This window comes from Nonomuraea sp. NPDC051941, assembly GCF_044593615.1.
On record NZ_JBIUCF010000008.1, the window covers coordinates 163,980 to 188,299 of the forward strand.

The 24,320-nt window shown below is 70.1% G+C and carries 24 protein-coding genes; 15 read left to right on the forward strand and 9 right to left on the reverse strand.

What is annotated here, in order from left to right:
- Positions 1-336: 336 nt before the first annotated feature.
- From ACIHFD_RS16550 to ACIHFD_RS16565, 4 genes are read right to left on the reverse strand one after another with little or no spacing between them, the layout of a single operon-like run.
- Entirely contained in the window at positions 337-1,836 is a 1,500-nt protein-coding gene (locus ACIHFD_RS16550) for a tripartite tricarboxylate transporter permease (RefSeq protein WP_397367597.1), read from the reverse strand.
- Position 1,837: 1 nt separating this feature from the next.
- Positions 1,838-2,317, reverse strand: coding sequence for a tripartite tricarboxylate transporter TctB family protein (locus ACIHFD_RS16555; protein ID WP_397367598.1), 480 nt, complete (start codon positions 2,315-2,317; stop codon positions 1,838-1,840).
- Positions 2,314-3,300, reverse strand: a complete 987-nt coding sequence (locus ACIHFD_RS16560; RefSeq protein WP_397367599.1) for a Bug family tripartite tricarboxylate transporter substrate binding protein — start codon at positions 3,298-3,300, stop codon at positions 2,314-2,316. The genes ACIHFD_RS16555 and ACIHFD_RS16560 overlap by 4 nt, the downstream gene beginning before the upstream one ends.
- Positions 3,297-4,145, reverse strand: a complete 849-nt coding sequence (locus ACIHFD_RS16565; RefSeq protein ID WP_397367600.1) for a hypothetical protein — start codon at positions 4,143-4,145, stop codon at positions 3,297-3,299. Before ACIHFD_RS16565 ends, ACIHFD_RS16560 begins: the two co-directional genes overlap by 4 nt.
- A 68-nt stretch (positions 4,146-4,213) precedes the next feature.
- Here ACIHFD_RS16565 and ACIHFD_RS16570 point away from each other — a divergent pair, with 68 nt between their 5' ends.
- The gene (locus tag ACIHFD_RS16570) at positions 4,214-5,281 is read left to right on the forward strand and encodes a DUF5937 family protein (RefSeq protein WP_397367601.1); all 1,068 of its coding nucleotides are present in this window, start codon (positions 4,214-4,216) and stop codon (positions 5,279-5,281) included.
- A 22-nt stretch (positions 5,282-5,303) separates the two neighbouring features.
- Here the strand turns inward: ACIHFD_RS16570 and ACIHFD_RS16575 are convergent, their stop codons facing one another.
- Together ACIHFD_RS16575 and ACIHFD_RS16580 are read right to left on the reverse strand one after the other, a co-directional pair.
- A complete protein-coding gene (locus ACIHFD_RS16575) occupies positions 5,304-5,777 on the reverse strand; it encodes a ferritin-like domain-containing protein (protein WP_397367602.1) in 474 nt (157 codons plus the stop codon).
- Positions 5,774-6,235 (reverse strand): hypothetical protein, encoded by a 462-nt coding sequence (locus tag ACIHFD_RS16580; RefSeq protein WP_397367603.1) that lies wholly within the window; start codon positions 6,233-6,235, stop codon positions 5,774-5,776. Before ACIHFD_RS16580 ends, ACIHFD_RS16575 begins: the two co-directional genes overlap by 4 nt.
- 299 nt (positions 6,236-6,534) lie before the next feature.
- Between ACIHFD_RS16580 and rimP the strand changes: the two genes are divergently transcribed.
- From rimP to truB, 8 genes are all read left to right on the forward strand, one after another.
- Positions 6,535-7,020, forward strand: a complete 486-nt coding sequence (gene rimP / locus ACIHFD_RS16585) for a ribosome maturation factor RimP (protein WP_355201583.1) — start codon at positions 6,535-6,537, stop codon at positions 7,018-7,020.
- 12 nt (positions 7,021-7,032) lie between these two features.
- The gene (gene nusA / locus ACIHFD_RS16590) at positions 7,033-8,037 is read left to right on the forward strand and encodes a transcription termination factor NusA (RefSeq protein ID WP_397367604.1); all 1,005 of its coding nucleotides are present in this window, start codon (positions 7,033-7,035) and stop codon (positions 8,035-8,037) included.
- Positions 8,021-8,320: a YlxR family protein gene (locus ACIHFD_RS16595; RefSeq protein WP_397367605.1), complete on the forward strand. Its 300-nt coding sequence runs from the start codon at positions 8,021-8,023 to the stop codon at positions 8,318-8,320. The genes nusA and ACIHFD_RS16595 overlap by 17 nt, the downstream gene beginning before the upstream one ends.
- Positions 8,321-8,445: 125 nt before the next feature.
- Positions 8,446-11,595, forward strand: a complete 3,150-nt coding sequence (gene infB / locus ACIHFD_RS16600) for a translation initiation factor IF-2 (protein ID WP_397367606.1) — start codon at positions 8,446-8,448, stop codon at positions 11,593-11,595.
- Between the two features lie 120 nt (positions 11,596-11,715).
- The gene (locus ACIHFD_RS16605; protein ID WP_350724641.1) at positions 11,716-12,012 is read left to right on the forward strand and encodes a DUF503 domain-containing protein; all 297 of its coding nucleotides are present in this window, start codon (positions 11,716-11,718) and stop codon (positions 12,010-12,012) included.
- 39 nt (positions 12,013-12,051) lie between these two features.
- Positions 12,052-12,507 (forward strand): 30S ribosome-binding factor RbfA, encoded by a 456-nt coding sequence (gene rbfA / locus ACIHFD_RS16610; protein WP_350724643.1) that lies wholly within the window; start codon positions 12,052-12,054, stop codon positions 12,505-12,507.
- Positions 12,504-13,559 (forward strand): bifunctional oligoribonuclease/PAP phosphatase NrnA, encoded by a 1,056-nt coding sequence (locus ACIHFD_RS16615; RefSeq protein WP_397367607.1) that lies wholly within the window; start codon positions 12,504-12,506, stop codon positions 13,557-13,559. Before rbfA ends, ACIHFD_RS16615 begins: the two co-directional genes overlap by 4 nt.
- Positions 13,541-14,413: a tRNA pseudouridine(55) synthase TruB gene (gene truB, locus ACIHFD_RS16620; RefSeq protein ID WP_397367608.1), complete on the forward strand. Its 873-nt coding sequence runs from the start codon at positions 13,541-13,543 to the stop codon at positions 14,411-14,413. The genes ACIHFD_RS16615 and truB overlap by 19 nt, the downstream gene beginning before the upstream one ends.
- 25 nt (positions 14,414-14,438) lie before the next feature.
- Here the strand turns inward: truB and ACIHFD_RS16625 are convergent, their stop codons facing one another.
- Positions 14,439-15,458, reverse strand: a complete 1,020-nt coding sequence (locus ACIHFD_RS16625; RefSeq protein WP_397367609.1) for a TRM11 family SAM-dependent methyltransferase — start codon at positions 15,456-15,458, stop codon at positions 14,439-14,441.
- A gap of 82 nt (positions 15,459-15,540) precedes the next feature.
- On the opposite strand from ACIHFD_RS16625, the gene ACIHFD_RS16630 reads away from it, so the two are divergent.
- The 6 genes from ACIHFD_RS16630 to ACIHFD_RS16655 all read left to right on the forward strand — a co-directional run bounded on the left by ACIHFD_RS16630 (position 15,541) and on the right by ACIHFD_RS16655 (position 22,392).
- Positions 15,541-16,467: a bifunctional riboflavin kinase/FAD synthetase gene (locus tag ACIHFD_RS16630; RefSeq protein WP_397367610.1), complete on the forward strand. Its 927-nt coding sequence runs from the start codon at positions 15,541-15,543 to the stop codon at positions 16,465-16,467.
- A gap of 202 nt (positions 16,468-16,669) precedes the next feature.
- Positions 16,670-16,939: a 30S ribosomal protein S15 gene (gene rpsO, locus ACIHFD_RS16635; protein ID WP_185071789.1), complete on the forward strand. Its 270-nt coding sequence runs from the start codon at positions 16,670-16,672 to the stop codon at positions 16,937-16,939.
- Positions 16,940-17,238: 299 nt separating this feature from the next.
- A complete protein-coding gene (locus ACIHFD_RS16640; protein WP_397367612.1) occupies positions 17,239-19,596 on the forward strand; it encodes a polyribonucleotide nucleotidyltransferase in 2,358 nt (785 codons plus the stop codon).
- Positions 19,593-20,906 (forward strand): pitrilysin family protein, encoded by a 1,314-nt coding sequence (locus ACIHFD_RS16645; RefSeq protein WP_355201599.1) that lies wholly within the window; start codon positions 19,593-19,595, stop codon positions 20,904-20,906. The genes ACIHFD_RS16640 and ACIHFD_RS16645 overlap by 4 nt, the downstream gene beginning before the upstream one ends.
- An 89-nt stretch (positions 20,907-20,995) precedes the next feature.
- The gene (gene dapB, locus ACIHFD_RS16650; protein ID WP_397367613.1) at positions 20,996-21,733 is read left to right on the forward strand and encodes a 4-hydroxy-tetrahydrodipicolinate reductase; all 738 of its coding nucleotides are present in this window, start codon (positions 20,996-20,998) and stop codon (positions 21,731-21,733) included.
- A 185-nt stretch (positions 21,734-21,918) separates the two neighbouring features.
- On the forward strand, positions 21,919-22,392 hold the full coding sequence (locus tag ACIHFD_RS16655; RefSeq protein WP_397367615.1) for a GNAT family N-acetyltransferase: 474 nt from the start codon (positions 21,919-21,921) through the stop codon (positions 22,390-22,392).
- Positions 22,393-22,403: 11 nt separating this feature from the next.
- Here ACIHFD_RS16655 and ACIHFD_RS16660 read toward each other — a convergent pair whose 3' ends face one another.
- Both ACIHFD_RS16660 and ACIHFD_RS16665 read right to left on the reverse strand, forming a co-directional pair.
- Positions 22,404-23,132 (reverse strand): aminoglycoside N(3)-acetyltransferase, encoded by a 729-nt coding sequence (locus ACIHFD_RS16660; protein ID WP_397367616.1) that lies wholly within the window; start codon positions 23,130-23,132, stop codon positions 22,404-22,406.
- A 172-nt stretch (positions 23,133-23,304) separates the two neighbouring features.
- The gene (locus ACIHFD_RS16665) at positions 23,305-24,312 is read right to left on the reverse strand and encodes an adenosine deaminase (RefSeq protein WP_397367617.1); all 1,008 of its coding nucleotides are present in this window, start codon (positions 24,310-24,312) and stop codon (positions 23,305-23,307) included.
- Between the last annotated feature and the right edge of the window lie 8 nt (positions 24,313-24,320).

A 24,320-nucleotide genomic window follows, 5' to 3' on the forward strand; every position in this document is an offset into this window, starting at 1 on the left:
CGTCGACCCGCCTCCGGGGGTAACGCACCTCCGCCGCACGTCGTCTCGCCGACGCGGCGCTTTTGGGGGAGTCTCCCCACGGTTGCTGCGATTGGGGACGTCTCCCACTGCGATGCCGCGTTGCGTCGTGCCGACCACCGCCCCATCGCTCCGCCCATCGCGCCGCCGCCACCGCCGTCGGGCCTCTTGCGCCGTCGCGGCCCGCTACGCCGTTGCGCCGTCCCGCTCCGCTTCCGGTGGACGGCGCTTCCCTTGAACGGCGCTGTGGTCAGACGTCGTCGCGTGCCGTTCCGGCCGGGTGATGCGGGGAGGCACGCGAGTGACAGGCTCGAAGCGTCAGGCGATGGGCGCGGGGGTTTTGGTGCGGCGGCGGAGCAGGGGTGGGCCGATGAGGCAGGCGGCTGCGATGAGCAGGATGGCCAGGGAGACCGGGCGGGTGACGAAGATCGAGGGGTCGCCCTCGCTGAAGGCCAGGGCGCGGCGGAACTGGACCTCCATCAGCGGCCCCAGCACCGCTCCCAGGATCAGCGGCGCCACCGGGTACCGGGCCCGGTGCAGGATCCAGCCCAGCAGCCCGAACCCGTACGCCACCAGCACCTCGAAGACGCTCTGGGAGATCGAGTAGACCCCCAGCGTGGCGAAGGTCAGGATGGCGGCCGTGAGGAGGGCCGCGGGGACGGTGAGGAGCTTCACCCAGACCCGGATCAGCGGCAGGTTGAGCACCAGCAGCATCACGTTCCCGATGTAGAGGCTGGCGATCAGCGTCCACACCAGCACCGGTTGCTGGTCGAAGAGCTGCGGCCCGGGCTGCACGTTGTAGATCTGGAACGCGATCAGCAGCATGCTCGCCGTGGCCGACGTCGGGATGCCCAGCGTCAGCAGCGGCACCAGGACCCCGGAGAACGCCGCGTTGTTGGCCGCCTCGGGCCCGGCCACGCCCTCGATCGCACCCTGGCCGAACTCCTCCTTGTGCTTGGACAGCCGCTTCTCGACGTTGTAGCTCAGGAACGTGGGAAGCTCGGCGCCCCCGGCGGGCAGTGACCCGATCGGCAGGCCGAACAGGGTCCCGCGCAGCCAGGGCTTCCACGACCTGCGCCAGTCCTCGCGGGTCATCCCCACTTTCCCGGAGACCGTGACCGGAGGTTGCGCCGGCTGGTGCCGGGAGGCGGCCGTGGAGATCGCCTCCGCCACCGCGAACAGCCCCACGGCGACCGCCACCACCGACAGCCCCTCGTAGAGGTCCGGAACGCCGAACGCGAACCGCGGCTGCCCGGTCATCTGGTCGATCCCCACCATCCCGATCGTCAGGCCGAGGAACAGGCTCGACAACCCTCGTACGATCGAGTCCCCCATGAGCGAGGTCACCGTCACGAACGCGAGCACCATGATCGAGAAGTACTCGGCCGGCTGGATCAGCTTGGCGATGTTCGACATGCCGGGGGCCAGGAATGTGATGACGACGGTCGAGATCGTGCCCGCCACGAACGACCCGATCGCCGCCGTGGCCAGAGCCGCCCCCGCCCGGCCGCGCCTGGCCATCGGATAACCCTCGAGCGTCGTGGGGATCGAGGCCGTCTCGCCCGGGATGTTGAGCAGGATCGCGGTCGTCGAGCCGCCGTACATGCCGCCGTAGTAGATCCCGGCGAACATCACGAACGCCCCCACCGGATCGAACACGAACGTCAGCGGCAGCAGCAACGCGATCGTCGTGGCGGGCCCGAGCCCGGGAAGCACGCCGACCAGCGTGCCGACGGTGACGCCGAGCATGGCGAGCAGCAGGTTCTGCAGGCTCAGCGCGTGGCCGAAGCCGTCCAGCAGGTTGCCGAGCACGTCCATCTCAGATCGCCAATCTGACCAGGCCCGGCGGCAGCGAGATGCCGAGGAGCCGGTCGAACAGGAAGTACGTGGCCAGCGCCAGCGCCAGCCCCACGAGCACGTCGCGCACCAGCCTCCTGCTGCCCAGCACCCTGGCGACGGCGACGAAGAAGGCGGTGGTCGCCTGCCAGTAGCCGGCCGGGACCAGGAGGATCGCGTACGCGGCCAGGCTGCCGATCAGGAGGAGGACGGAGGGCCAGTGCGGCTTCTCCGCCACCTCACCGCCGGCATCGGTGGTGGCGGGGGCCGGCTCCCGCGTACCCGGTCTGAAGGCCTGGACGACCCCGATGACCGACACCACCGCCAGCCCGACCCCCACCAGCAGCGGGAACGCGCGCGGCCCCACCGCCTGGTAGCCCTCGCCCTGCGGGATCGCGAACGCCTGGGCCAGCACCACCACGGCCGCCGCTAGGAAGCCGAGCGAGACGATCCGCTGGGTCACTTGCCGAGCCCCAGTTCGCCCAGGATGGTGGTGACCTGGGTCCGCTGCTGGGCCAGCACCTGGCCGAACTGGTCGCCCGGCCGCCAGTCCTCGACCCAGTTGTTGCGCTCGAGCACCTTCTTCCAGCAGGGGGTCTGGCGCACCTTGTCCAGCAGTCCGATGACGTCCTGCTGCTGCTCCTTGGTCAGCCCGGCGGGAGCGAGCACGCCGGCCAGCGTGGAGATCGCCGCGTTGGCCAGGCCGAGCTCCTTCATCGTGGGCGCGTCGATGCCCGCGACCCGTTGCTCGGAGTCCACCGACAGCACCCGCAGCTCGCCCGCGGAGATCTGCGCGCGCAGCTCGGCGACGGTGTCGATGCCGGCCGTGGCGGCGCCGCTGAGCAGCAGGTTCAGGGACTCGCCGCCGCCCGCCGTGGGCACGAAGTTGACGTCCTTGGCGGCGACGTTCCGCTCCTTGGCGAGGCCCGCCACCGTCATCTGGCCGGGACCGCCGAGCGAGCCGCCCGTCCACTTCACGCTGTGGGGCTTGGCCTCCATGGCGTCCAGCAGCGACTTCAGGTCCTTGTACGGCGACTTCGCCGCCACCACGATCGCGGTCGGCCCCCGGCTCAGCCCGGCCACGGGGGTGAGGGTGGCCAGGTCGACCGGCGACTTGTTGTTCACGATGCCGCCCAGCATGGTCACGCTGTCCATGACCATGAGCTGGTACGGGTCGCCCTTCTTCTTGGCGAACTGGGCCAGCCCGATGGTGCCGCCCGCGCCGGGCACGTTCGTGACCGTGGTGTCCACGTCGGCCACCTTGCACTCGCTGAGCGTGCTGGCGATGCCGCGCGCCCGCGTGTCCCAGCCGCCGCCGGGGCTGCCCGGCGCCATGATCGACAAGGGCTTGCTGGGATAGCCGCCACCCGAGTCGGTGGCCTCGCCCACGGCGCAGCCGCTGAGCGTCACGGCCACCGCGGCGGCGGCCAACAGCTTGATCTTCATGATGACTCCCGGGGGGTGAGGATCGATGCGAAGAAGTCCTTGACCGGCTCGAGCACCGACATAGGGTCGTGACCCACGCCAGGCACGACGTCGAACCGCACGTCGATGCCATGGGCCTTGAAGTTGTCGCGCAGCGCCTTGAGCCTTTCGATGCGGGTGACCCCGTGGGCGTCGGCGCCGTCCATCCAGTTGGAGTCGCCCTGGTTGTTGATCTCCCAGGTCTCCACGTCCGCACTGCCCACGACCATCTGCACCGGCACGTCACGAAGCTCCTCGAATCTGGGAGCGCTGCCGAACTCCTCCTCGAACCCCTCCAGCCCGATCCACCACGGGCTGCTGTGATCGATGTACGTTATCCGCCCTGGTGCACCGATTGACAATCCGGTGAGCCGGTCGGGGTGCAGGTAGGCGAAGCGGTGCACGAACTGGCCGCCGCCGGAGAACCCGTGCAGGAGGAACCGCTCGGTCCGTACGTTGAAGCGCTCGCCGATCTCCTCGACCATGGCCAGCAGCGCGTGGTCGAAGCGGATGTCGCCGTATTTGAGGAACTTGAAGCTGTGCAGGTCGTAGGGGTCGTCGCCGATGCCGGCGGGGAAGAGGGGGGCCAGGACGAGGCAGCCGTGCTTCTCGGCCCACTCGGCGAAGTTGTCCCGGTACTGCGGGCCGCGCCGTCCCGTGCCGTGCTGCAGAACCGCCAGCGGCAGGGGAGCGCCGTCCTGGTCGTGCGCCGACGGGACGTACAAGCAGTAGGAGAGCCTCTGGTCGTACCTCGACGCGAATACGGTCGTCGCACCCGCCGAATAGAAGCCGGTCGGATGCTTGACCACGTGCAGTTCCTCAGCCATGACGCCACAGCCTGGGCAAACGCCGGGTGACTCTCAAGCAGATTGTCGTCAACGCGGTAATGTGCAGGGTGGCCGTCACGCTCCTCCTCGACTCCCCCGGCACCGGATCCGTCGCCGTCCAGCGGTCGCCGCTGGCCGAGCTGTGCGCCTGCCTCCACGTCCTCGACGAGCCCGGCCACCACCCCGGCAGCGCGAGCTGGGTGGCCAGGGCGCACGCCGGGCTGGACAGCGAACTGCTGGCCACGGCCGCCGCCTGGGCGCCGCTCTGGAGTGCCTTCCGCGCCCGCTACCTGCTGCCGCTGTCGGCGGGACCGGCGCGTACGCTGGCCGGCGAGCTGCGGGAGGTGGCGGGGCTGCCCATCGGCGACTTCGTGGCGATGACCGTGCAGGCCCTCATCGGCAAGAACGACACCGAGCTGGCGCCCAGGCTCAGCGACGAGGTGCTGCAGCGGCTGCGGCTGATCTCCACCAGCCGCATGGAGATCGGCGCCCGGCTGCGCGCCGACCCCGAGGCGTTCCGCGGCGAGCTGCTCGGCTTCCTCGCCGACTTCGCCGCCGCGGCCTTCGACGCCGAATGGCCGTCGCTGCGGCCGGCCCTCGACCGCGACCGCGCCGAACGCGTACGCGACCTGCACCGGCGTGGCGCCCTGGTCCTGGCCGACCTCCCGACCGCGTCCACGTCGTCCGGCGCGCGAGGGCCGCTGCGCATCGTGTTCGACAAGCTCTACAACGCCACCGCCCGCGTGGACGAGGGGCGGCCCTGCCTGCTCGTCCCGACCGTCCACGGCCGGCCGCACTTCGTGATCAAGCACTATCCCGGCTACCCGGTCGTCATCCAGTACAGCGCCGACGGCGCCACCACGCCGACGCTGGAGACGGCCAGGCGCCGGCTCGCCGCGCTCCAGGATCCGACCAGGCTGCGGCTGGCGTACGCGATCCTGCGCAACCCCGTCGCCACCTCCGAGCTGGCCATCCAGCTCGGCATGACCGCGCCCCAGGTCTCCAGGCACCTGCGCAGGCTCAGGGAGGCCCAGCTCGTGCACACCCACCGGCGCGGCTCGGTCGTCTACTACCAGCTCGACGCCGACGCCGTCGAACGCCTCGGCCCCGACCTGCTCTCCGTCCTGTACCGGTGAAGAGCCCGCGCAGTGCGGAGGGTCAGCCGCCCTCCTGCGACGCCGAGGGCGACGAGGGCGGGGACGGGGGCGGCGCCGCCGCGGGCATGCCGGGGAAGGCCGGGGGCTGGGCGGGGCGGAAGGCGTACGAGCGGGTCGTCGCCTCCTGCATGGCCTGCGCGGCGTAGCGGCGCAGCGAGACATCCTGCGCGGCGGCCAGCTCGAGGTAGGCGGCCGTGACGCCGGTCTCCAGGTGCACCGCCAGCTTGACCGCCAGCGCCGGCCCGGAGGGGAAGAACGGCAGCGCGTAGGACGCGTCGGGCTCGGCCGGCCGCCCGCCCCGCGCCGTGATCAACGTGCGGAGCTGGTCGCGCTGCGTCCGGTGGGCGTCGAAGGCCGCGCTCATCCTGGCCCGCAGCGGCCCCGACGTCCGCGCCCCCAGCAGCCCGTACGCGAACAGCACGGCATGCTCGGCGGCCAGCGCCTTGCGGAGTTTCTCGACGTCGTCGGGGTTCACAGCGACCTCGGCAGAGCGAGTACGTGGGCCGCCTCGCAGGCCCCGATGCTGGCGATGAGCTGGGCCACGCCCGGTGAGACGCGGTCGAGCTGGCGGATCCGCAGGGCCGCCGCCTTGCGCTCCAGATCGCGCAGGCGCGACAGGGACGGCTTGGGGGCGGAGGTCGGGGTGGAGGTGACAGGCGGGGCCGAGGCCAGGGTGACGTATTTGCGAAGCTCGTTCACGTGGGCCTGGTGACGATCACGGAATGGCACCAGTTTCTGCGCCCCACTGGAGATCAGCGCCGAATAGAGCGCGATCGTCCGCTCCTTCTCCGCGATCAGGTCCTTCAGCAGCGTGGTCTCAGGGGAGTCGGAGGCCCGGACGGACGGCTGCGGCGGGCCGGTGGCGCTGCAGGCGGTGAGAGCGGCCGCTCCGCCCGCCAGCAAGGCTCGCCGGGAGAGGTGACGCGGGCGCACGGGCTAGAACCTCCAGTGACGGTGGAGCCGACCGACGGGAAAGCCGCCCATGGGCAGGCGCACCCGATCGACGCCGCGGCGGCGGGCCCTTCGGGGGCTTCCTCGTCGGTAGCATCGTACGGGCTGGTGCCCGCGATCGCTGTCAGGCGACGCTCCGCCATTCGACCATGACGAGTGGCGCTCTTTCCGTGCCCCCATACAGATAGGGTGTCAACTGTCGTCGCTGGCTGAGCGGCCAGACGGCGGAGAGCCAGAGGCGAGGTCCGCCCGGCTGAGACATGACAATAGGGGAGGTCGATATGGGCAGCGCATCACCCCGCGACCACCTGATGAAGCTCCTTGAGCCTGTGGTCAGCGCGGAGGGCCTCGATCTTGAGGACATCACGGTCACCCAGGCCGGCAAGAGACGGCTGCTGCGCGTGATCGTCGATCGCGACGGCGGCGTGAGCCTCGACGACGTGGCCGACGTGAGCCAGGCGGTCTCCACGGCCCTCGACGACGACGACTCGATGGGCCAGGCGGCCTACACGCTGGAAGTCTCCTCGCCGGGCGTCGACCGCCCGCTCACCGAGCCACGCCACTGGCGCCGCGCCGCGAAACGCCTGGTGAAGGCCGAGATGCGAGACGGCACGGTGGTGGAGGGCCGCATTCTGGCCGCGGACGAGGCCGGTGTCGACCTCGACGTCGAGGGCGCCGCACGCAGACTTGATTACGAGGACCTGACCCGGGGACGGGTACAGGTGGAGTTCCGCCGGATCGACGACGTCGACGGCGACGAAGGCTAAGGGGGAGCCGTCGTGGACATCGACATGAGCGTCCTGCGCAGCCTCGAGCGAGAAAAGGACATCTCCTTCGACCTGGTCGTCAAGGCGATCGAGGACGCGCTGCTGATCGCCTACTTCCGCACCGACGGCGCCGCCTCCAAGGCGCGCGCCGAGCTCGACCGCAGCAGCGGTCACGTCACGATCTGGGCCGCCGAGCTGGACGAGGAGGGCGAGGTCGTCAGGGAGTACGACGACACGCCCAGCAACTTCAGCCGGATCGCCGCCACCACCGCCAAGCAGGTCATCCTGCAGCAGCTGCGCGACGCCGAGGACGAGATCAACTTCGGCGAGTTCGCCAGCCGCGAGGGCGAGCTGGTCTCCGGCGTCATCCAGCAGGGCAAGGACCCGCGGGTGGTGCTGGTCGACCTCGGCAAGATCGAGGCCGTGCTGCCGCACCCCGAGCAGGTCCCCGGCGAGGACTACGTGCACGGAGAGCGCATCCGCGTCTACGTCGTGCAGGTGAAGAAGGGCCACAAGGGCCCCTCCGTCACCTTGTCGCGCACGCATCCCGGGCTGGTGAAGAAGCTGTTCGCGCTGGAGGTGCCCGAGATCGCCGACGGCACCGTGGAGATCGCCGCGGTGGCGCGCGAGGCGGGCCACCGGACGAAGATCGCGGTCAGGTCGCGCAAGCCCGGCGTCAATGCCAAGGGCGCCTGCATCGGGCCGATGGGCTCGCGGGTGCGCAACGTGATGACCGAGCTGCACGGCGAGAAGATCGACATCATCGACTGGTCGGAAGATCCGGCCGAGTTCGTGGGGAATGCTCTGTCACCAGCGCGCGTTTCCCATGTCGAGGTGCTCGATCTCGAGGGGCGCGTCGCACGGGTGACCGTGCCCGACTACCAGCTTTCGCTGGCCATCGGGAAAGAGGGCCAGAACGCCCGGCTTGCCGCGAGACTCACCGGATGGCGGATCGACATCCGGCCGGATACTCAGGCCGAAGATGCCGCCGGTTCCGTAGATGCGTCAACACGGTAAGCTGGAATATGGTGGCCAAGCGACCCCACAGCGCACCTGTGTGGGCTGCAGGGTTCGTACGGCTAAGTCCGAGCTGCTCCGTCTGGTGCGGATCGAGGACCATGTGGTCCCTGACCTGCGAGGACGGCTTCCTGGCCGCGGTGCATCGCTGCATCCGTCCTTGAGCTGTCTGGAGCTTGCCGAGCGTCGCCGAGCGTTTCCGCGCGCTTTCCGCGTGGCGGGGCCGCTTGACGTCTCGCGCGTGCGGGCGCAACTGGAGGGAGACCACGCAAATGTCATGTAGGACGCCGAGTTGATGGGCGGAGTCAGATTGCTATGAGCGCCTGATGAGCACGCGGCGATGAAGACGTCAAGTTAGCGACGGTCCGGACGGCATAGCCAGCCTCCCGGGCCGAGTAAGGGAGTGCAGTGGCGAAGGTCCGGGTATACGAGCTCGCTAAGGAGTTCGGCGTAGAGAGCAAGGTCGTCATGGCCAAGCTCCAGGAGATGGGAGAGTTCGTCCGCTCGGCGTCCTCGACCATCGAGGCGCCGGTGGTCCGCAGGCTCACCGAAGCTCTGGGCGCATCGAAGGGTGGGCCCTCCAGAGGCGGCGGACAGCCGTCCAACAGGCCGCAGCCGCCCAAGGCTGCCCCCCGGCCGGCAGAAGGCCAGGCCGGAAACGGCGCCGCACAGGCGCCGGTCCCCTCAGCCCCGCGTCCGGGGCCGGGCCCCAGGCCCGGTCCGGGTCCGCGTCCGGGTCCCGCGGGCGGCGGTCAGCCGCGCCCGCCGGTGCCCATGCCTCACCAGCAGCCGCAGCAGCCCGAGGCTGCTCGCGGTGAGACGTCCGGGGCTCCTCAGGCACGGTTCGAGAGCGGCGCGCCCGCGCGCCCGACTCCGGGTCCGCGTCCCGGCCCTGGTGGTGGCGGCGGCGGTGGCCGTCCCGGCCCCAAGCCGGGTCCCGCGCCCCGTCCGGGCCCCAGGGACGGCGGCGGCGATCGCGGCGATCGCGGCGATCGGGGCGACCGGCAGGCGCCGCGTCCCGGCGCGCCCACCGGTGGCGGTCCCCGCCCCGGTCCGGGTCCCAAGCCGGGCCCGCGTGGTCCGCGTCCCGGTAACAACCCGTTCTCCTCGACCGCCAGCGGCATGGGCCAGTCCCGTCCGCCGCGTCCCGGCGGCCAGCGCGACGGCGGCGGTCCCGACCGCCGCGAGCGCCGCGACGGCCCGCCGCGCGACGGCGCGATGCCGCGCCCGCCGCAGGGCCGCGGTGGCACCGGTGACGCCGGTCCCCGTCCCGGTCCGCGTCCGGGCCCGCCCGGTGCGGGCGGTCCGCGTCCGGGTCCCGGTGCGGGTGGTCCCCGTCCCGGCGGTCCGCGTCCCAACCCGATGATGATGCCGCAGGGTCGTCCTGCCGGTCCCGGTGGTGGCGGCGGTGGCCGTCCCGGCGGTGGCGGCGGTGGCGGTCGTCCCGGCGGTGGCGGCGGTGGCCGTCCCGGCGGTGGCGGCGGCGGTCGTCCCGGTGGCGGCGGCGGCTTCGCCGGTCGTCCCGGCGGCGGCGGTGGCACCGGCCAGCGCACCGGCACCGGTGGTCCCGGTGGCGGCGGCGGTGGTTTCGCCGGTCGTCCCGGTGGCGGCGGTCGCGGTCGCGGCGGCGGCACCGCGGGAGCCTTCGGGCGTCCCGGCGGCCGTCCGGCCCGCGGGCGCAAGTCGAAGCGGCAGAGGCGCCAGGAGTTCGACAACATGTCGGCGCCGGCGATCGGTGGTGTGCAGGTCGCTCGCGGCAACGGCGCGACGATCCGCCTTCCGCGCGGCGCGTCGCTGTCCGACTTCGCCGACCGCATCGGCGCGAACCCCGCCTCGCTCGTGCAGATCATGCTGCACCTCGGCGAGATGGTCACCGCGACGCAGTCGGTCAACGAAGAGACGCTGCAGGTGCTCGGCAACGAGCTCGACTACAACATCCAGGTCGTCAGCCCGGAGGAGGAGGACCGCGAGCTTCTCGAGGCCTTCGACATCGAGTTCGGCGAGGACGAGGGCGACGAGGACGACCTCGCCGCGCGTCCGCCGGTCGTGACCGTCATGGGTCACGTCGACCACGGTAAGACCAAGCTGCTCGACGCCATCCGCAAGACCAACGTGGTGGCGCGCGAGGCGGGTGGCATCACCCAGCACATCGGTGCTTACCAGGTCGCCGCCGAGCACGAGGGCATCGACCGGAAGATCACCTTCATCGACACCCCGGGTCACGAGGCGTTCACCGCCATGCGTGCCCGAGGCGCCAAGTCCACCGACATCGCGGTGCTGGTGGTCGCGGCCGACGACGGTGTGAAGCCGCAGACGATCGAGGCTCTCAACCACGCCCAGGCGGCCGACGTGCCGATCGTGGTCGCGGTCAACAAGATCGACAAGGAGGGCGCCGACCCCAACAAGGTGCGGGCCCAGCTCACCGAGTACGGTCTGGTGGCGGAGGAGTACGGCGGTTCCACGCTGTTCGTCGACATCTCGGCGAAGAACGGCACGGGCATCGACAACCTCCTCGAGGCCATCCTGCTGACCGCGGACGCCGAGCTCGACCTGCGGGCCAACCCGACGATGGACGCCCAGGGCATCGCGATCGAGGCTCACCTCGACCGTGGCCGCGGCCCCGTCGCGACCGTCCTGGTCCAGCGCGGCACGCTGCGCGTCGGCGACTCCATCGTCTGTGGCGAGGCCTTCGGCCGCGTCCGGGCGCTGCTCGACGACAACGGCGAGCCGGTCGATGAGGCCACGCCGTCCCGTCCCGTCCTGGTGATGGGTCTGACGGCCGTGCCGAGCGCCGGTGACAACTTCATCGTCGTCACCGACGACCGGATGGCCCGCCAGATCGCCCAGCAGCGCGCGGCGCGCAAGCGCAGCGCCGACATGGCGAAGTCGAGCCGTCGCCGCAGCCTCGAGGACATCTTCAAGGACCTCGAGAAGGGCAGCGTCGACGAGCTCAAGCTCATCATCAAGGGTGACGTGTCCGGTTCGGTCGAGGCCCTGGAAGACGCCCTGCTCAAGATCGACGTCGGCGACGAGGTCAGGCTCCGTGTCCTGCACCGCGCGGTCGGCGCGATCACCGAGTACGACGTCAACCTGGCTGTGGCCGACGACAACGCGGTCATCATCGGCTTCAACGTCCGCCCCGAGCCCCGGGCGCGCGACCTGGCCGAGCGCGAGGGCGTCGACATCCGCTACTACTCGGTCATCTACCAGGCGATCGAGGAGATCGAAGCGGCGCTCAAGGGCATGCTCAAGCCCGAGTTCGAAGAGGTCCAGCTGGGCACGGCGGAGATCCGCGCGATCTTCAAGGTGCCGAAGATCGGCAACATCGCCGGTTCGCTGGTCCGCTCGGGCCGGATCGTGCGCAACAGCAAGGCCCGCCTCATCCGCGACGGTGTCGTCGTGACCGACAACCTCACCGTCTCTTCGCTGCGGCGGGAGAAGGACGATGTCACCGAGGTCCGCGAGGGCTTCGAGTGCGGTATCGGCATCGGCTACAACGATCTCAAGGAAGGCGACGTCATCGAAACCTTCGAGATGCGGGAGAAGCCGCGAGACTAACGCGCGGCGCGGCGCCCGGCGGGAGATCCGCCGGGCGCCTCTCGCACGTCCTGGCCTGGTCCCCACCGCAGCAGGCCGGGCGTGCGTTCACCACACCAGATCAAGCGGTGGTTACCAACGATGTATGTGGGTGCTCTGACCCTGGACATCCTGCTCGGCGACGTCAGGTCGCTGAAGCAGAAGCGCTCTGTCGTACGGCCGCTGATCGCCGAGCTGCAGCGCCGTTATCCCAGCATCGCGGTGGCCGAGGTCGGCCATCTCGACCTGCACCGCAGGGCCGAGGTCGGCGTCGCGGTGGTCTCCTCCTCCGCGGGTAACTGCAACGAGATCATGGACGCCTGCGAGCGGATGGTGGCCTTCCGCCCGGAGATCGAGCTGCTGTCGGCCAGGCACCGGCTCTACAACGACGAAGATTGAACGACTGCACGGTCAGATCGTGCGTGAGGGGGAGCGAACATGGTGGATGCCGCACGAGCGCGGAAGCTCGCCGACCGCATCCAGCAGATCGTCGCCGAGATGCTGGAGCGCCGGATCAAGGACCCGCGCCTGGGCTTCGTCACCGTGACCGACACGCGCGTCACCGCCGACCTGCGCGAGGCGACCGTGTTCTACACCGTGTACGGCTCCGAGGCCGAGCGGTCCGACAGCGCGGCCGCCCTCGAGAGCGCCAAGGGGATCATCCGCTCCGAGGTGGGCCGCCAGACGGGCGTGCGCTTCGCCCCGACGCTGACGTTCAAGCACGACCCGCTGCCCGACTCCGCGCGTCACCTCGACGACCTGATCACCGCCGCCCGGTCCCGGGACGCGGAGGTGGCGCGCCGGGCCGAGAACGCCTCCTACGCCGGCGAGTCCGACCCCTACCGCAAGCCCGAGGAGGGCGAAGCGGACCTGAGCGAGGACGACCAGGCGTGACGCCCGACGTGCGCGACAGAGCGGATCGCCCGTTCCGTGCGGACTCCCGTACGGTCACCGGCGGCGCGATCCCCGAGGCCGCATGGGACCGGGCCCTGCGGCTGATCGGCCGGGCCGACGAGATCGCGCTGGCCTGTCACGTGACGCCCGACGGCGACGCCCTCGGGTCGATGCTGGCCGTGGGGTTCGTGCTGCGGTCGCTGGGCAAGCGGGTCGTCGCGTCGTTCGGCGACCATCACTTCGTGGTGCCGCGGCTGCTGCGCTTCCTGCCCGGCCAGGACATGCTGGTGCCGCCGGCGGACTATCCGGCGGCGCCGGAGCTGATGATCACCTTCGACGTCTCGACGTTCGAACGCCTCGGGCTCCTGCGCGAGAACACCGCCAGGGCCCGAGAGGTCATCGTCGTCGACCACCACCCCTCGAACGAGGGGTTCGGCACGCTCAGCCTCATCGACTCCACGGCCGCCGCGACGGCCGTGCTGGCCGAGCAGCTGATGTACCGGCTCGGCGGAGGGCTCGACCGCGACATCGCCGTCTGCCTCTACACCGGGCTGGTGACCGACACGGGGTCGTTCCGGCACTCCTCGACCACGCCCGCCGTGCACCAGATGGCGGCCAGGCTCGTGGCGACCGGGCTGCGCACCGACGAGATCGCCCGTGAGCTGTGGGACCGTTCCCCGTTCGGCTACCTCAAGGTGCTGGCCGCCGCCCTCGACCGGGCGGCGCTGGAGGACGGGCTGGTCTGGACGTACGTGACGCGGGTCGACCGGGCCGCGCACGGGCTCCCGTACGCGGAGCTGGAAGGCATCATCGACATCGTCCGGCGCACGGACGAGGCCGAGGTCGCGGTCGTGCTCAAGGAGGACGACCAGGGCGACTGGCAGGTGTCCACCCGATCCAAGGGCAAGGCCGACGTCGGGGCCGCGTGCGCGGCCCTGGGCGGCGGCGGGCACCACAACGCGGCCGGTTACACCTCGCACGAGACCGTGGAGGCGACCATGGACGCCTTCCGGCGCGAACTTGGGAAGGTTGGATGGTCGAGAGCGGGCTGATCATCGTCGACAAGCCGGGCGAGTGGACGTCCCACGACGTGGTGGCCAAGATGCGGCGCATCGCGGGCACCCGCCGTGTGGGACACGCGGGCACGCTCGACCCGATGGCGACGGGCGTGCTGGTGGTCGGCGTGGAGAAGGCCACCAGGCTGCTCGGCCACCTGACGCTGACCGAGAAGGTGTACGAGGCCACGATCAGGCTCGGCGTGAGCACGAACACCGACGATGCCGAGGGCGAGGTCACCGCCACGGCCCCGGCGTCCGGCGTCACGGCGGCCGAGATCCACAAGGGCGTCGCGGCGCTCACCGGGGAGATCATGCAGATCCCGCCGCAGGTGAGCGCCATCAAGGTGAACGGGCAGCGCGCCTACAAGATGGCCCGCGCGGGCGAAGAGGTCGAGCTGCGGGCCCGGCCCGTCACCGTGCGGACGTTCGACGTGCTCGACATCCGGGCGCACGACGACGTCGTGGACGTGGACGCGGTCGTGACCTGCTCCAGCGGCACCTACATCCGCGCGCTGGCCCGCGACCTGGGCGCGGCGCTCGGGGTCGGAGGACATCTGACGGCGCTGCGGCGCACCCGCGTGGGGCCCTACGGCCTGTCGCTGGCCAGGACCATCGACCAGCTCACCGAGGAGTGCGTGATCCTGCCCATCGGCGAGGCGGTGGCGGCGGCCTTCCCGCGCCGGGACGTGACGGCCGAGGAGGCACGCGTCATCGGGCACGGGGGACGGCTGGCGGCCGCCGGGCTGGGCAAGGGGCCGATCGGCGTGTTCGGGCCTGAGGGCGAGCTGCTGGCGCTGATGGAGGAGCAGGGCCGAGTGGCCAAGCCCCTCGCCGTCTTCGTCTCCTAGACCCCTCTGAGGGCTTCGTAAGGGGTTATACGGGTTTGCGGGCGACGATGATGTCGCGGACGATCGCCTGGTCGACCCAGTGCTCGAAGTCGGGGTAGTCCATCACCTGGAGCCCCGCCCCCTCGAGGATCTGGGCCAGCTCCGAGCTCTTGCCGCCGTAGGTGTTCCACGAGATCCCCATGGCCCCGCCGGGCCGCAGCAGCTCGGCCCAGCCGGGCACGGCCTGTCGCAGCAGCTCCATCGGGCTGCGCGACAGCCCGCCGCCGCCCTTGCTGCCGTGCTGGACCCCGTACGGGGTGTCGGTCACCAGGACGTCGAACGAACGCGGCTTGAAGAAGTCCCTGCTCTTGAGGGTGTCGGCGTTGACCACGGCCAGGTGCTGCACGTCGCCGGCCTTGACCGCCTCCTTCGACAGCCCGAAGGTGACGTTGAGCCGCCGCCCGACCAGGGCCCGCTCGCGCCGCACCGGCACGGTCTCGGCGGTGTGCTTGAGCCGCTTGTTGCGCAGCCAGGTCTTGATGAACCCGGAGTACGCCTCGAAGTCCTTGCCGTCGACGTCGAGCCCGTACGCGTCGTAGCCGTACATGAGGGCCTGGTTGAGCGTCGTGCCGCGCCCGCACAGCGGGTCGAAGACCGAGAGCCGCTCGCCCAGCCCCTTGGCCCCGGCCAGCAGGGTGACGTTGAGCAGCAGCTTGGTGAAGTGCTCGTTGGTCTTGCCGGCGTATTTCTGGATGGTGATCAGGTCGCTGCTCAGCCGGTCGAGCGACGACATGGAGAGCGGCCGGAGCAGCTCCCCTTCAACCCCGAAAATCGCATAAACAGAGGAAAGATTCGACAAAAGAGAAATATCCGGCTGCGTCAGCGGCTCGGATGTCTCGAAAGTCACATACGGCACACCGCCGATGGTGGTCTCCTCGCTGGCGAGGACCTTCCCGTCCAAGCCGTACCTGCTGAAGACCGCCAGCTCACTCCTGGTCAGCCGGATGGAGCTCTCCCCGTAGACCCGGTTGAAGGCAGGCAGGATCAGAAGCGCGTAACGAGGCATGATGCCCGATCCTATCGCCCTCGATTGGAGCGAACGGTGACGCGCGTGGCAGGCTTGTGGGGGATTGATCCGCCACAAGCGAATGGGGCCTAGCGTGCAGGGTTCGGGAAGGTCTGTCGTCACCATCGGCGTGTACGACGGGGTCCACCGCGGGCACCGGCGGGTGGTCGAACGCGCTGTCGCCATCGCCCGCGAGCGGGGGCTGCGCAGCGTGGCCGTCACGTTCGAGCCGCACCCCGACGAGGTCGTGCGGCCCGGGACGCATCCGCTGCGGCTCACCAGCCCGCGGCGCAGGGCCGAACTGCTGGCCGGGCTGGGGGTGGACGAGATCGACGTGGTGGAGTTCACGCTCGACCTGTCGCGGACGAGCCCGGACGACTTCGTCCAGGCCGTGCTGGCCGAGCGGCTGGCGGCGGCCGTCGTCGTGGTGGGCGAGGACTTCCTGTTCGGCCACGAGGCCAGCGGGGACGTCGAGACTTTGCGGACGCTGGGCGACAAGTACGACTTCGAGGTGGAGGCTGTGCCCCTGCTCGACGCCGTCTCCTCGGCCTCGATCCGCGCGCGGATCGTCACGGGCGACGTCGAGGGCGCCGGTGAGCAGCTCGGGCGGCCGCACCGGGTGGAAGGCGTCGTCGTACGCGGCTACCAGCGCGGACGCCAGCTCGGCTTCCCGACGGCGAACGTCGAGACCGCCCAGCACACCGCGATCCCGGCCGACGGGGTCTACGCGGGGTGGCTGGAGTGCGTGGCGATGGCCAATCTGCCCGCGCTCTACCAGGGGGAGCGGTGGCCGGCGGCGATCTCGGTCGGTACGAATCCGACGTTCGAGGGAGTGCCGCGGACGGTCGAGGCTTATGCGCTTGATCGGGATGATCTAGAGCTTTACGGGGTGCATGTGGCGGTCGAATTCCACGCCCGGCTACGTGGCAACACGCGATTCGACTCCATCGACGCGTTGATCGAGCAGATTCACGCCGATGTCGACGCCGCCCGCCGCCTCACGAGCTGAAAATCCGCGAAATCGCGACGCGGTTAAAGCCCGGGAAAGGAGCGCCCGAGCACTGCGCGTGAAGTGGTAACCTTGCATGTCGGCTCAGTAGCGGCGCCGCTGCGCGCTGCCCATGACGGCCTTCACGCGGCGACTGTAGGCACGCACGGTCGTTCGCATCTTTCATCATCGTTCACGCGTGCCCGTAGCTCAAAGGAGAGCCGTGTCCCTCGACACCGCTGCCAAGAAGTCCATCATCGGCGAATACGCGACGGCCGAAGGCGACACCGGGTCGCCCGAGGTGCAGATCGCACTGCTGAGCAAGCGCATCAGCGAGCTCACCGAGCACCTGAAGACGCACAAGCACGACCACCACAGCCGTCGTGGCCTGCTTCTGCTCGTCGGTCGCCGGCGCCGCCTGCTGAAGTACCTGCAGAAGGTCGACATCCAGCGCTACCGTTCGCTCATCGAGCGGCTGGGCCTGCGCCGATAGCATGAAAGGGAGCGGCGAACGCGCCGCTCCCTTCTCATATGGGTAGAGCCATATGGTCGGATATGTGGCGATGTGGATACGTTGTCACATCTGACCTACAACTGAAGATCCGAGACACACAGCCCCCGCGTCCGTTCAGCACCATGCGACCCGCGACGCCTGCGGGCCGGTCCTCGGTAGTGGCTTCCGGTAGGAATTTGACAGTGAGACCGGGCGCTTCGATCGAAGACCGGCGCTGCACCTAACGAGGGTGCCGGTGAGAAAAAGGGCGCGGGAGACCGACCACAAGGAGGTCCCCCGTGGAGGGTGTCCACACCGCTGAAGCCGTCATAGACAACGGCTCATTCGGCACGCGCACGATCCGGTTCGAAACCGGTCGTCTCGCGCGCCAGGCGGCTGGCTCCGCCGTCGCCTACCTCGACAACGACACGATGGTGCTCTCAGCCACCACCGCGTCGAAGTCCCCGAAGGAGAACTTCGACTTCTTCCCGCTCACCGTCGACGTCGAAGAGCGCATGTACGCCGCGGGCCGCATCCCCGGTTCGTTCTTCCGGCGTGAGGGCCGTCCCTCCGAGGACGCGATCCTCACCTGCCGCCTGATCGACCGGCCGCTGCGCCCGTCGTTCGTCAAGGGTCTGCGCAACGAGATCCAGGTCGTCGCCACGGTGATGGCGCTCAACCCCGACCACCTCTACGACGTGGTGGCGATCAACGCCGCGTCGCTGTCCACCCAGCTCGCCGGGCTGCCGTTCTCCGGCCCGATCGGCGGCGTGCGCGTCGCCCTGATCGACGGCCAGTGGGTGGCGTTCCCGACGCACCACGAGCTGGAGCGGGCCACGTTCGACATGGTCGTCGCGGGCCGCGTGCTCGAGGACGGCGACGTCGCGATCATGATGGTCGAGGCCGAGTCCACCAGGGACACGCTGAAGCTGGTCGCCGACGGGGCCGTCGCGCCCACCGAGGAGACCGTCGCCCAGGGCCTGGACGCCGCCAAGCCGTTCATCAAGGTGCTGTGCGAGGCCCAGTCGCGCATCGCGCAGGTCGCGGCCAAGGAGACGGCCGAATACCCGGTCTTCCTCGACTACCAGGAGGACGTCTACGCCGCGGTCGAGGCCGCGGTGAAGACCGAGGTGACCGCCGCGCTGACCATCGCTGGCAAGCAGGAGCGCGAGAACGAGCTGGACAAGGTCAAGGCGCTGGCCGCCGAGAAGCTCCTGCCCGAGTTCGAGGGGCGCGAGAAGGAGATCTCCGCCGCGTTCCGCTCGGTGATGAAGAAGCTCATGCGCGAGCGGGTCGTCAAGGAGGGCATCCGCATCGACGGCCGCGGCACCAAGGACATCCGCGCCCTTTCGGCCGAGGTCCACGTGGTGCCCCGGGTGCACGGCTCGGCGCTGTTCGAGCGCGGCGAGACCCAGATCCTGGGCATCACCACGCTCAACATGCTGCGCATGGAGCAGGTCATCGACACGCTCAACCCTGAGCGGACCAAGCGCTACATGCACAACTACAACTTCCCGCCCTACTCCACCGGTGAGACCGGCCGGGTGGGCTCGCCCAAGCGCCGCGAGATCGGTCACGGCGCGCTGGCCGAGCGGGCGCTGATCCCGGTGCTCCCGACCCGCGAGGAGTTCCCGTACGCCATCCGCCAGGTCTCCGAGGCGCTCGGCTCCAACGGCTCCACCTCGATGGGCTCGGTCTGCGCGTCCACGATGGCGCTGCTGGACGCGGGTGTGCCGCTCAAGGAGATGGTCGCGGGCATCGCGATGGGCCTGATCGGTGAGGGCGACACGTACGTCACCCTGACCGACATCCTCGGCGCCGAGGACGCCATGGGCGACATGGACTTCAAGGTCGCCGGCACCAAGGACGTCATCACCGCCCTGCAGCTCGACACCAAGCTCGACGGCATCCCCGCGAGCGTGCTCGCGGCCGCCCTCAAGCAGGCCAAGGGCGCGCGCCTGGCGATCCTCGACGTGATGCAGGAGGCGATCAACTCTCCGGCGGAGATGAACCCGACCGCGCCGCGCATCATCACCATCAAGGTCCCGGTCGACAAGATCGGCGAGGTCATCGGCCCGAAGGGCAAGATGATCAACCAGATCCAGGACGACACGGGCGCCGAGATCACCATCGAGGACGACGGCACGATCTACATCGGCGCCACCGACGGCCCGTCGGCCGAGGCGGCCCGTTCGGCGATCAACGCCATCGCCAACCCGCACATGCCGGAGGTCGGTGAGCGCTACATCGGCACGGTCGTCAAGATCGCGGCCTTCGGCGCGTTCATCTCGCTCCTGCCCGGCAAGGACGGCCTGCTGCACGTCTCCCAGATCCGCAAGCTGCACGGCGGCAAGCGCATCGAGAACGTCGAGGACGTCATGAGCGTCGGCGAGAAGATCCAGGTCGAGATCGCCGAGATCGACGCCCGGGGCAAGCTCTCGCTGGTGCCCGTCGAGGTCATCGAGAAGGAGGCCGCGGAGAAGGAGGCGAAGGCGGCCGCCGCTCCCGCCGCCGAGGGCGACGACGACGCCGAGGCCCCGCAGGCCGAGGAGGCCGCCGCCGCGCCCGCCGAGGACAAGGCGGAGCGGCCCCGCCGCACCCGCACCCGCGTCCGCACGCGTGGCAGCAGCTCCGACGGGGACGACCGGAACTCGTGACGACCACCACGTTGCACCCCGGCCGGGACGGAGCCGGGGTGGTGAGGCGCACCGTCCTCCCAGGTGGGCTGCGCGTGGTGACCGAGACCATGCCGACCGTGCGTAGCGTCGCGGTCGGCATGTGGGTCGGCATCGGCTCGCGTGACGAGGCCCCCGAGCACACGGGGGCCACCCACTTCCTCGAACACCTGCTGTTCAAGGGCACCCCGACGCGCGACGCCATGGAGATCTCCGCCTCCATCGAGGGCATCGGCGGTGAGATCAACGCCTTCACCGCCAAGGAGTACACGTGCTACTACGCACGCGTGCTCGACGAGGACCTGCCGGTCGCGGTCGACGTGCTGGCCGACGTGGTGACCAGCTCGCTGGTGACCGAGGAGGACGTCGAGTCCGAGCGCGGCGTGATCCTCGAAGAGATCGCCATGCACGACGACGACCCCTCTGACGTGGTGCACGAGCAGTTCGCCGCCGCGCTCTACGGCGACTCGGCCATCGGCCGGCCCATCCTGGGCACGGTCGAGTCGATCAACGCCCTTGGGCGCGAGCGGATCGCCGAGTACTACCACCGCTACTACCGGCCCCGCCGCACGGTCGTGTCCGTCGCGGGCAACATCCGGCACGAAGAGGTCGTCGAGCTGGTCACCAGGGCGTACGAGCGGGCGGGCGCGCTGGGCGGCCCGGCCGAGTTCGCGGCCCCGCGCACCAGCGGTCCCGGGGCCGAGATGCGTTCCGGCGTGCGGGTGCTCGACCGGCCGACCGAGCAGGCCAACCTGGTGCTCGGCACGACCGGCCTGTCCCGTACGGACGACCGCAGGTTCGCGCTGGGCGTGCTCAACGCGGCACTGGGCGGCGGCATGTCGTCCAGGCTCTTCCAGGAGATCAGGGAGAAGCGCGGCCTGGCCTACTCCGCCTACAGCTACACCTCCGCCTACGCCGACACCGGCCAGTTCGGGATCTACGTGGGCTGCCTGCCGTCGAAGATCGACGACGTGCTCAAGATCTGCCGGGACGAGGTGTCCAGGGTGGTGGCCGACGGCCTGAGCGCCGACGAGATCATGCGCGGCAAGGGCCAGATGCGCGGCGGGCTCGTGCTCGGCCTGGAGGACACCGGCTCGCGCATGTCGCGCATCGGCAAGAACGAGCTCGTCTACGACGAGCTGATGTCGGTGGACGAGGTGCTGGCCCGCATCGAGGCGGTCACTCCCGACGAGATCGACGAGGTGGCGCGGGACGTGCTCAAGCGGCCGCTCACGCTCGCCGTGATCGGCCCGTACGGTGACAAGGACTTCACCGAGGCCGTCCGCCCGTAAGGATGAACCCGCCACATGGGTCCTGAACGGCCACGACAGTGAGCCGGCGGTCCCATGGGCGGGTTTTCCCGCTGGTATAGGGTTGGCCTGTGATCAGGGTAGGTGTGCTGGGCGCCCGCGGGCGCGTCGGCGTCGAAGTGTGCAAGGCGGTCGAGGCGGCCTCCGACATGGAGCTGGTGGCCGCGATCGACAAGGACGACCCCATCGAGGGCCTCGAAGGCGCCGAGGTGGTGGTCGACTTCACCCATCCCGATGTCGTCATGGGCAACCTCGAATGGGCGATCCGGCACGGCATCCACCCGGTGGTGGGCACGACCGGGTTCGACGCGGGGCGGCTGGAGACCGTGCGCGGCTGGCTGGCCGAGTCACCGGGCACCCACTGCCTGATCGCGCCCAACTTCGGCATCGCGGCCGTGCTCATGATGCACTTCGCGCAGCAGGCGGCCCGCTACTTCGAGTCGGTCGAGATCGTCGAGCTGCACCACCCCAACAAGGCCGACGCGCCGTCCGGCACGGCCCGCCGCACGGCGGAGCTGGTGTCCGAGGCGCGCGCCAAGGCGGGGCTCGGCCAGATGCCCGACGCCACGAGCACGGCGCTCGACGGCGCCCGAGGGGCCGACGTCGGCGGTGTCCCCGTGCACTCCGTGCGGCTGTCCGGGCTCATCGCGCACCAGGAGGTGCTGCTGGGCGGTGAGGGCGAGATCCTCACGATCCGGCACGACTCGATGACCAGGGCGTCGTTCACGCCGGGCGTGCTGCTCGGGGTGCGCCGCGTACGCGAGCTCCCAGGCCTCACCGTGGGCCTCGAACCGCTCCTCGACCTCTGACCTTCCTGACCTCGGCAGGGACCTCGCCAGCGACCTCGGTTGGGGCCGCACACGACGTGCCCACAACCGTACGGTCGCGGGCACGTCGTGAGGAGAGGGTTCCGGCTCCGCACAGCCGGGCCTTACGATCATCAACATTAAAATATGAGCGGCGGGATCCGGCTCCACCATGAGATCGTGTCGGCATGGTGCGATGGGCCGAAACAGATGAGCTCCCCGGGCTGACCGCGATCGAGCTGGCGGCGGACAAGCTCTTCGAGCAGGTCGACATCGTTTTCCCGCCCGGCACCACCATGATCGAAGAGGTCGACGACCCCCTCAGGGTCCTGGTCGAGGGGACACCTCCCACGGGGTTCGCGCTGATCGGGTGGGTGGACGGCAACCTGCACCTGGACCAGCTCGCCGTGCATCCCGGCCACATGCGCCAGGGCATCGGCGGGCGGCTGGTCGCGGCGGTGCTCGACCACGCGCGGGCCGCCGGAGCGCCTGCCGTGACGCTGACGACCTACCGCGACGTGCCCTGGAACGCGCCGTGGTACACGCGGCACGGCTTCTCGGTGCTGCCCGAGGAGGAGTGGGGCCCGGAGTTGCGCGCGCTGGTGGAACACGAGCGGGAGTTGGGCATCGAGATCGCGCCCCGCGTGGTGATGCGCCACTAGGCAGGCTTTGATCAGGGGGAGGGCGTGCGGTTGGCGGCGAACCAGGCGGCGGCGTAGTCGACGGCGGCGGCCAGCGGGAACAACCGGGCCTGCGCCGCGCCGACCGGCCCACACCGTACGTCAACGGCCCGCTCGAAGTCGGCCCCCAGGCGCGCGAAGTCGCTGTCGTCCACCCGCACATCCTCGAACTCGCACCACGCCCGCCCCTCCCCGTCGTCCACCACGGCGCGGTAGCTGCGGCGCGGCGGGTCCGGGTGGCAGCGGTATTCGGCCAGGTGGAACGCGGTGCACCTGTCGTAGCCGACGCCGAGCAGCAGGACGAGTGCGCCGGCCTCGTAGAGCCTGGCCAGCGGAGATCGCTCGCCCAGGAGGCAGTCGCGGGCGTGATCCCCGATGATGTGCGCCGCCTGCGGGCCCACGGCGGCGAAGGACGTCTGCGGGTGCGCGCTGCGGCGGGCGTCCGGTGCGGTGCGGACGCACTCGGGGATCCGGCCCATCCGTACGGACGGGGTGGAGCCGGGGTCGTAGGCGGGCATCCTCGACCGGAAGGCCTCGATCTCCTCCGTCGTCATCCCGGCCACGGCGGCGCGGTAGACCGGAGAGGTGTCGGAGTTGGCCGAGGTGCCGGTGGGGACTGTGAGCGTGCCGTCCGGACCCAGCGACTCCCTGAGGGCCGCGACCACCGTGTGCTCCCCGCCCTCGACCCGGCCGATGCTGCTGAGTGAGGAATGCAGCAGCACGACCTGCCCCGGCTTAACACCCAGAGCGGAGAAATCCCGACTTATGCGGGCATAATTCACCATGACATTCCCTTTTGGGGAGCACATTGACCGGGCACCGCGTCAGCTTAACTTTCGTGCGCCGTGACCATTTCCCGCTTTCCCGCTTTCCCGTTTCCCGATTGAGGATTGGTCAGCCGGTCGCGGCGACGTACGCGTCCACCTCGGCCAGATAGGCGTCCTTGAGGTGCCGGGGGAGCCAGGTGATCTCGAAGGCGTTCCGTTCGAGCTGGGCCAGCTCCTCGCGGTTGAGCTGGAGCGCGCCGTGCAGCGCCTCGAGGTTTTCCCCCACGTAACCGGCGAAATAGGCGGGATCGTCGGAGTTGATCGTCACGCGCACGCCCAGGTCCATCAGCTTGCGGATGCCCTCGGCCTTCATCGAGTCGGTGACGTAGCCGTTGGAGATCGGGCAGCAGGTCAGCCCCATGCCCCGCTCCAGGACGACCTCCACGAGCCGCTGGTCCTCCAGGATGTTGACGCCGTGGTCGATGCGGTTGACGCCGATGTCCTCGACGGCCTGGCGGATGTGCTCGATCGAGTTTTCCTGGTCGACGTCGCAGTGCATGGTCAGGAGGTAGCCCTCCTGCCTGGCGCGCTCGTACACGGCCGCGAACTTGACCGGCGGGTTGCCCTTCTCGTCGGAGTCGAGCCCCACGCCCGCGATCCACTCCTTGTACGGCAGCGACTCCAGCAGCGTCGCCATCGCGTATTCGGCCTGGAAGTCACGCAGGAAGCACATGATGAGCTGCGCCCGCACCCCGAGACGCGCCTCCGCGTCCATCAGCGCCCGCCGCAGCCCGCGGATCACCACGTCGAACGGCACGCCGCGAGAGGTGTGGGCCTGCGGGTCGAAGAAGATCTCGGCGTAGCGGACGTTCTGCTCGGCGGCCTTGCGCAGGTAGGCCATGGCCAGGTCGTAGAAGTCGGGCTCGGTGCGCAGGACCTGCATGCCCTCGTAGTACACCGTGAGGAAGGACGGCAGGCTGTCGAAGGCGTAGGCGGCCCGCATCTCCTCGACGGACGAGTACGGCAGCTCCAGGCCGTTGCGACCGGCCAGCTCGAACTTGAGCTCGGGCTCCAGTGTGCCCTCGATGTGCAGATGCAGCTCGCACTTGGGCAGTCCCGCGATGAAGTCCTTCACACGCCCAA

Coding starts and splice junctions, on each gene's coding strand:
- ACIHFD_RS16595 (WP_397367605.1), top strand. CDS start 8,021: ATGCGTCAACACGGTAAGCTGGAATATGGTGGCCAAGCGACCCCACAG.
- ACIHFD_RS16625 (WP_397367609.1), bottom strand. CDS start 15,458: ATGCCTCGTTACGCGCTTCTGATCCTGCCTGCCTTCAACCGGGTCTAC.
- ACIHFD_RS16560 (WP_397367599.1), bottom strand. CDS start 3,300: ATGAAGATCAAGCTGTTGGCCGCCGCCGCGGTGGCCGTGACGCTCAGC.
- ACIHFD_RS16605 (WP_350724641.1), top strand. CDS start 11,716: ATGTATGTGGGTGCTCTGACCCTGGACATCCTGCTCGGCGACGTCAGG.
- rbfA (WP_350724643.1), top strand. CDS start 12,052: ATGGTGGATGCCGCACGAGCGCGGAAGCTCGCCGACCGCATCCAGCAG.
- ACIHFD_RS16630 (WP_397367610.1), top strand. CDS start 15,541: ATGGGGCCTAGCGTGCAGGGTTCGGGAAGGTCTGTCGTCACCATCGGC.
- rimP (WP_355201583.1), top strand. CDS start 6,535: ATGGGCAGCGCATCACCCCGCGACCACCTGATGAAGCTCCTTGAGCCT.
- ACIHFD_RS16655 (WP_397367615.1), top strand. CDS start 21,919: ATGGTGCGATGGGCCGAAACAGATGAGCTCCCCGGGCTGACCGCGATC.
- ACIHFD_RS16550 (WP_397367597.1), bottom strand. CDS start 1,836: ATGGACGTGCTCGGCAACCTGCTGGACGGCTTCGGCCACGCGCTGAGC.
- truB (WP_397367608.1), top strand. CDS start 13,541: ATGGTCGAGAGCGGGCTGATCATCGTCGACAAGCCGGGCGAGTGGACG.
- ACIHFD_RS16565 (WP_397367600.1), bottom strand. CDS start 4,145: ATGGCTGAGGAACTGCACGTGGTCAAGCATCCGACCGGCTTCTATTCG.